The organism is Thauera linaloolentis 47Lol = DSM 12138 (assembly GCF_000310205.1).
Taxonomy (GTDB): Bacteria; Pseudomonadota; Gammaproteobacteria; order Burkholderiales; family Rhodocyclaceae; genus Thauera; species Thauera linaloolentis.
Genome location: NZ_AMXE01000044.1, coordinates 24,491 through 31,063, shown reverse-complemented (window position 1 = coordinate 31,063; position 6,573 = coordinate 24,491). Strand labels below are relative to the sequence as shown.

Genomic DNA, 6,573 nt, shown 5'->3' with positions numbered 1-6,573 from the left:
TCATGTCCGTTCTTCCTGCTGAAAACGGACTCTACTAACCTTCAACCGGTACGTCCTATGGGGGGCAGGTCAGAACAACGCACCGCTACACTCAATCGCATCCGAGGCTTGTTGGCCGAGTTCGGCATTGTGTTGCCGCTCAAGGCAGCTACCGTGCGCCGACGCGCGGGCGAATGTCTGGAAGAGTTGCCCGGCTGGGCCAATACGGTCATCGGTGATCTGCTCAGCGAGATCGGCCGACTCGATGAACGGATTGCGCACTATGACCAACATATCCGACACATTGCCCGCCAGGACAGTCGCGCTCAACGCCTGACCCGCCTGAACGGTGTGGGGGAAACCACCGCTACCTGCCTGGTCGCCATGATCGGCAACGGTCATGACTTCGACTGCGGTCGGCAGTTCGCCGCCTGGCTCGGCCTGGTGCCCGGCCAGTACAGTTCGGGCGGCAAGGCCCGATTGGGCCGCATCACCAAGGCCGGCGATCCCTACTTGCGCAGTTTGCTGGTCATGGGGGCGCGAGCCGTGTTGGCGGCAGCGAAGAACAAGACCGACACATTGAGTCGCTGGGCGATGGCTTTGCAGCAACGGCGAGGCTACTGGAAGGCGGGGTTGCGAGGTTGAGCGCCATGTTAGAGCGCGGTGACAGAACGTAGACGTTCGGCAAGTTGTTGTACCTCAGTTGCAGTCAGCCCAACCTTCGTTGGCATTTCCCAGTCGTAAAACTTGTTATCAGCCGCCGCCTCAGTGAGCAATACGACAACTGAGAGAATTTCGCTCGGCGATAACAGATTGCCCGTAAATACTTCTCGCACAGCCTCACTGATGTGATCTGCAAGCGCGATCGGCGGTACCGTTACGACGATGTCGCCAGCGGCTTCGCGTTCGGAGATCGTTCGAACGATGGCCTCGGTAAGCTTTGGCAATATTGGGTGCATAAGCTCTAACGCCTGAATTAAGCCGCGCCGCGAAGCGGCGTCGGCTTGAATGAATTGTTAGACATTGGCTGCGCACCTCCGCAAAGCTTCAACGTCGCCCCACACAATCTTATCCAAATACTGCGTGATTTTTTCAATGGGCCAATCCCACCACGCAATTTCATTGAGCAGTGCCACAACTTCTGCCTCGAAGCGCTGTTTGAGGGGCTTGGCTGGGTTTCCGCCAACTATGGTGTACGGCGGAACATCGGATGTGACTACAGAACGCGAAGACACTATGGTTCCATTGCCAATCTTGATTCCGGGCATTATGAGTGCCTCGTAACCTATCCAGACATCATTTCCAATGATGGTGTCACCCTTGAAGGGCAGATCGCCAGGGGCTGGCATGACTTTTTCCCAACCGCTTCCGAAAATTTGGAATGGGTATGTGGATATTCCGGAGAGCTTGTGATTGGCGCCATTCATGATGAATCTGACCCCGCGAGCTATGGCGCAAAACTTGCCGATGACAAGCTTGTCCCCAATGAACGGGAAATGATAGAGAACATTGCGCTCGAAGTTCTCTGAATCATCTGGATCGTCGTAGTATGTGTAATCACCAATGATGATGCTTGGGTTCTGTACAGTGTTTTTGATAAAACATACCTGTGGAAATCCATCCATCGGGTGTTTGGTTTCTGGATTGGGGCCGCGCAAGTGTTTCTCCAATGTCTAACGTTTGAGTTCAGCCGCCGCCGAGGCGGTCGGCTGGAACGATGGGTTAGCCAAATTTTCAGCCAACTGAGAGATGGAAACGCCCGAAGCGGATGGATGACGAACGTAAACAAAACGGGAGTCATTTTTGTAACCTAATCGATGCAATGCACGCTTCGCGGGACAACCAAATACGACAACACGCTCGTACTGACCAGTCCTTATGTCATGGTGTAACCACTTTGAACATGCTGAAACTGCGGCGTATACAGGATTTTTGTCCCGTGGTGCACCTGTTCCCCTTGGCTCTTTCTTCCCAGGAAAACACTGCACTACATTGGCTATGTCGAAAGATTCTCGATCTAGTCCAATAGTTTCAAGTGCCGATTTGAGTTTCATTGCTGCGGATCGTGGGTTGCTGCTCGAAATTGGTTTTCCGTTTTTCCATTCGTCTGCGCCAGGTGACTGAAAAACAAGAAGGATACTGCTGCCATTGTTTTCAAGCGGTATTGGCTGAGACCGGATACTTCGCTCTGCGCAGGAAAGGTGTTCAGCGCCAGTATACGGACAGCTACAGCTAATGCAGTGACCTATGTAACTTGACGGCATAACGGCTAACGCCTGAATTAAGCCGCGCCGCGAAGCGGCGTCGGCTTGAATGAATTGTTAGGCCTTCTCACGGGAGTACACGCTTCCCGGAGGAATGCCATGAACGATGGAAACCACTCGTACCGCGCGACAAACAAGCGATGCATCAACACCGAATGCACCCTCAAAAGCTACTGCAAGTTGTCCGTTAAGTTCTTTTTCCGCAATGGATAACTCGGAAAGCGCATTCTGGTGGTTGAACCCCTCAATTACTACCTCGTCCACACCTTCAAATTCCAGAGTGACGAGCGAGTGCTTGTGGCAAAGAAAATAGCCGTCAGTCTTGACTTGGTTAGTCATCTCAAAAACGTGCACGCGAGCAACGAGGGAGACGCGGCCTCCGCTTGCACCGTCGCGGTTCAACGCCAACTCCAGAACCTCCGCGTCATGGAACGACGGCCAGTAGCCGAAGAGCGACGTAACTGCCTCTGCGTTTTCAATCCGATGAGTCGGTACCGTCATAGAAGGCCTAACGTTGAAGTTCAGCGGGCGGCCAATGACCAGTTAGCCATTGCACCCGACCTCCAGCGGTTCGTACTCGGCAAGCTCGGCCAAAAAATTGGCACGGCATTCTTCGACGGTGCCGTAGACCTGCGTTCTTGCCAGCATGAGTTCATCGTCGATCATGTCAAACCGATAGTAGGTTTCGTCGCCAAGATCCGCGTGTCTTGCAATCTGCATTGCGCGCTGCGCAGCCAATTGCAGATCGGCGGCCTCCGCAGGCACGTGCTGCCGGAGAAGTCCGAGAAGCCAGCGCCCAGCCGTCGGTTTGCACCGCTCACCCGGCACTGCTGCGAGAGCATCAATCGTTGACATGAGGCCCTTGCTCCAAGAGACATCAATGATCTCCGAGGAAGGCGCGTCTTCAGCTTGAATCTGGGTATCGGCCCATGCAATCGCTTGATCTGGCGACAACAGTCCGATTATCAGACCCAGTCGGAAGTACTCAGCGACCGTGGCAGTAGATGAGAGATTCGGCACGATGGCTAACGCTTGAATTAAGCCGCGCCGCGAAGCGGCGTCGGCTTGAATGAATTGTTAGAGGGCGCTCTTTGCGCGAACATAAAGTGACTTTTGCTCTTGGCCGGGCAACGCACGTTCCTCTGTTGCAAAGACATCAGTTTTTGCACGAACCAGATCTGAAAGCTTTTTGAAGCCAAACCGTCTTGAATCAAAGTCCGGTTGTAGCTTAGTTAGGTAGCTGCCGAATGTGCCGAGATGCGCCCAACCAGATTCATCTGATGAGTGCTCGAGTGCTTCCAGCACGAATCTTATTGGGAACTCAATTGGCTTTACAGTTTGTTCTGCATCTTTTGACGGGACAGAAGACACAGCTTTCGTTGCTTGTGAAGGTGTTTCTGGTTGGATGGTTGGCCTAAGTATTTCAGTTAGGATAAATTTGTGGCAAGCGTTCCTGAATGCTTCAGGCGTTTTTTGCTCGCCAAATCCAAGAACTGTCAATCCCTCTTCGCGGAGGCGCATGGCTAGGCCGGTGAAATCACTATCACTTGTGACAAGGCAGAAACCATCAAATTTACGCGTGTAGAGCAAATCCATTGCATCAATAATGAGGGTACTGTCTGTTGAATTTTTGCCCGTGGTATATGCAAACTGCTGCATGGGCTTAATGGCATGCTTTTGAAGAACTTTTTTCCAAGACGCACTGGTCGGAGCGGTGAAGTCTCCATAAATACGCTTGACGGTGGCCTCACCGAATTTTGCAACTTCAGCAAGTAAGCCTTCAATGACGGCTGCTTGTGCGTTATCCGCATCAATAAGAACTGCAAATCTGGTCGTTGGCTCCTCAGATTCTATTTTTGCTATCAGTTTGGGACTGACCATGATTAAAGCCCTCTAACGTGAAGCTAACCGGCGCTGCGCGGCTTTGACGCGCAGCGTCCAGCGACCGAAGGGAGCAGGGTTGAGCGTAGTGTTATGCATTACTTTATAGAAGACCTAGATCCCGCCCTCTGTTCAGGAAGAACCAATAGTCACTGTCGCCACGGCGTTGCTCATGATCGGCGCGAGCCTTCATTTCTTCTGGGCTTAAGAGAAAGTTTGGGCTTGGGGTGTAGCTCCCATTTTTGTACTGAACGTCGATGGGTAGCAACTGCGAGTTAGTTGGCGAGAACAAATTATTCAAGGTATTAATCATTAGCCTGCGTTCTTTATCTGGAATTCGAGTAACGCCAGATACCGACTCGTTCAAACTAAACCCATCATTTGTCAGAAAAATGGCACCGTCGGGCAGGTCAACTTTTTCAACTTTCTTCTTGAACTGGATTAAATTTAGCAGCCGATTTCTGCGCTCTTGATGTGCTTTGGTCTGGATGCTCCGTTCCTGGGATTTGTTTTGCGCGCAGATCACCCGACGAACCGGCCCGATCTGGGCCACTTGCGTGCGAAAGCTTTGTAGCGAAAGTTGACCGCTGTCGTGAACCGCCAGCAATCCACCCTCGCCCAAAAACGCATAGGCGATACAAGTGGCTACATCCTCTGTGTAGAAGCCAACTTGTGATGCATCGGTGTAAAGGGAAAGCCCTGCTCCGTCCTGTGAAATTTCAATGAAAGTCATAGGGGCCTCGAAAGTGCATAACGTAGAGCTAACCGGCGCTGCGCGGCTTTATCGCGCAGCGTCCAGCGACTGAAAGGAGCGAGGTTGAGCGCCATGTTAGGGGTTGTCTTTCGGCGGAATCTCGATGACAGCCATACTCTTGGCGCGCTCCAGAACCTTGATGGTGTCGGCGACGGACATTCCTTCGGTGTGGATGACTTCGTTTTCTTTGGTGGTGACGATGACCTTACGGCTAGCCTTTGCCCTGAGCCACGCGACAAGAGCAGCCGCAAGAGCCGCCCAAGGGGCGGGGTCTTTCAGAGCGGAGAAAACATCAACGATCCAACCGGCCGCCATGGGGCCTTCGGCCAACTGGATGCGGCGGCTGAACTCAATGCCGTTTTCTTTGAGGGCTTCCGTGAAGGACACGGAACTATCTTTAAACACATGGACAGGAAGGGATGACATGACCTTTATCTCGCTTTACGAACCGTCGTGGCGGCGGGTTGTTGTGTGCGGAAAGTTTCTTGAAATTGCATTCCAGATGCTGCTGTTCGGAAAGGTTGAATTCGAGCTGCAGAAAACATGCGAAACACCTAACGTTTAGTGGACGACAAATGTCGGCGTAAGGATATTATCCGGCATCGAAACGTCCGCAACACCCCCTCGCATCATCTTGATTTCTCTCGTAAGATTAAAAAATCTTAACGTCATATTGTCGTCTATCATGTTTAACACGTCACTCCCGCCTGCGCCACGGCTGCTCGATGTCGTACGTGACCGCATCCGTCTCAAGCACTACAGCCTGCGTACCGAACAGGCATACGTCGGATGGATCAGACGATACATCATCTACCACGGCAAGAGCCATCCGCGTGACATGGGCAAGGCGGAGGTAGAGGCATTTTTGACGGCCTTGGCGGTGGAGCGGGATGTGAGCGCGGCGACGCAGTCGCAGGCCTTGGCAGCAATCCTGTTCCTGTATCGGGAGGTGCTGGAACAGCCTTTGCCGTGGCTGGATGAAGTGACGCGGGCGAAACGCCCGGCGCGTTTGCCGTCCGTCTTGTCGGTGGAGGAAATGGGGCGCCTGCTGGGGGCGGTGGATGATGTTAGCATGGAACTGGTGGTCCGCCTGCTGTATGGAACAGGGATGCGTCTGCTGGAGGGGTTGCGGTTGCGCGTGAAGGACGTCGACTTTTCTCAGGGCCGGATCATGGTGCGCGATGGCAAGGGCGGCAAGGACAGGGTGACGGTGCTGCCCGTCAGGCTGATGGAGCCTCTGCACGCGCAGGTGGTGCTGGTGACGGCGCTGCATCGGGCCGATCTGCTGGCCGGTAGAGGCGAGGTGTGGCTGCCCAATGCGTTGGCGGTGAAATATCCGGAAGCGGCTCGGTCCCTGGGCTGGCAGTATGTGTTTCCGGCAGATGGGTTTTCCGCCGATCCGCGCTCGGGTGCGGTGCGGCGCCATCACTTGGATGAAAGGCGGGTGCAGCGGGCGGTGAAGTGTGCAGCAGCGCTTGCGGGGATCGTCAAGCCGGTTAGTCCGCATACCTTGCGCCATTCCTTCGCAACCCATCTGCTGGAAGGCGGTTACGACATCCGTACGGTACAAGAACTGCTTGGGCATGCCGACGTGAAGACGACGATGATCTACACCCATGTACTCAATCGGGGTGGGGTGGGCGTGGTGAGTCCGCTCGATAGAGTTTGAGTCGAATCACTTGTCGGCCCTTGTCG

Annotated in this window: 9 protein-coding genes and 1 pseudogene; 2 read left to right on the top strand and 8 right to left on the bottom strand. The window is 53.8% G+C overall.

What is annotated here, in order from left to right; translation table 11 throughout:
• Positions 1 to 609 (top strand): annotated as a pseudogene (locus tag C666_RS11955) (IS110 family RNA-guided transposase); the annotation flags it as partial.
• Positions 610 to 632: 23 nt separating this feature from the next.
• On the opposite strand, the gene C666_RS20500 reads toward C666_RS11955, so the two are convergent.
• From C666_RS20500 to C666_RS11950, 8 genes are all read right to left on the bottom strand, one after another.
• On the bottom strand, positions 633 to 938 hold the full coding sequence (locus tag C666_RS20500) for a hypothetical protein (RefSeq protein ID WP_154666151.1): 306 nt from the start codon (positions 936 to 938) through the stop codon (positions 633 to 635).
• A gap of 57 nt (positions 939 to 995) precedes the next feature.
• Complete coding sequence (locus C666_RS19840; RefSeq protein WP_370701730.1) at positions 996 to 1,649, bottom strand: Vat family streptogramin A O-acetyltransferase; 654 nt, start codon at positions 1,647 to 1,649, stop codon at positions 996 to 998.
• Between the two features lie 3 nt (positions 1,650 to 1,652).
• Complete coding sequence (locus C666_RS19835) at positions 1,653 to 2,243, bottom strand: uracil-DNA glycosylase family protein (RefSeq protein ID WP_081593438.1); 591 nt, start codon at positions 2,241 to 2,243, stop codon at positions 1,653 to 1,655.
• Positions 2,244 to 2,300: 57 nt separating this feature from the next.
• Positions 2,301 to 2,744, bottom strand: coding sequence for an Imm50 family immunity protein (locus C666_RS19830; protein ID WP_081593437.1), 444 nt, complete (start codon positions 2,742 to 2,744; stop codon positions 2,301 to 2,303).
• A 42-nt stretch (positions 2,745 to 2,786) separates the two neighbouring features.
• On the bottom strand, positions 2,787 to 3,098 hold the full coding sequence (locus tag C666_RS20495) for a hypothetical protein (RefSeq protein ID WP_154666152.1): 312 nt from the start codon (positions 3,096 to 3,098) through the stop codon (positions 2,787 to 2,789).
• A gap of 222 nt (positions 3,099 to 3,320) precedes the next feature.
• On the bottom strand, positions 3,321 to 4,124 hold the full coding sequence (locus C666_RS19825) for an NYN domain-containing protein (protein WP_004339140.1): 804 nt from the start codon (positions 4,122 to 4,124) through the stop codon (positions 3,321 to 3,323).
• 103 nt (positions 4,125 to 4,227) lie between these two features.
• Positions 4,228 to 4,857 (bottom strand): hypothetical protein, encoded by a 630-nt coding sequence (locus C666_RS20490; RefSeq protein ID WP_154666153.1) that lies wholly within the window; start codon positions 4,855 to 4,857, stop codon positions 4,228 to 4,230.
• A 96-nt stretch (positions 4,858 to 4,953) separates the two neighbouring features.
• A complete protein-coding gene (locus C666_RS11950; protein ID WP_004339138.1) occupies positions 4,954 to 5,265 on the bottom strand; it encodes an effector-associated constant component EACC1 in 312 nt (103 codons plus the stop codon).
• A 247-nt stretch (positions 5,266 to 5,512) separates the two neighbouring features.
• On the opposite strand from C666_RS11950, the gene C666_RS11945 reads away from it, so the two are divergent.
• On the top strand, positions 5,513 to 6,547 hold the full coding sequence (locus C666_RS11945) for an integron integrase (protein ID WP_425427287.1): 1,035 nt from the start codon (positions 5,513 to 5,515) through the stop codon (positions 6,545 to 6,547).
• The last annotated feature ends 26 nt before the right edge of the window (positions 6,548 to 6,573 follow it).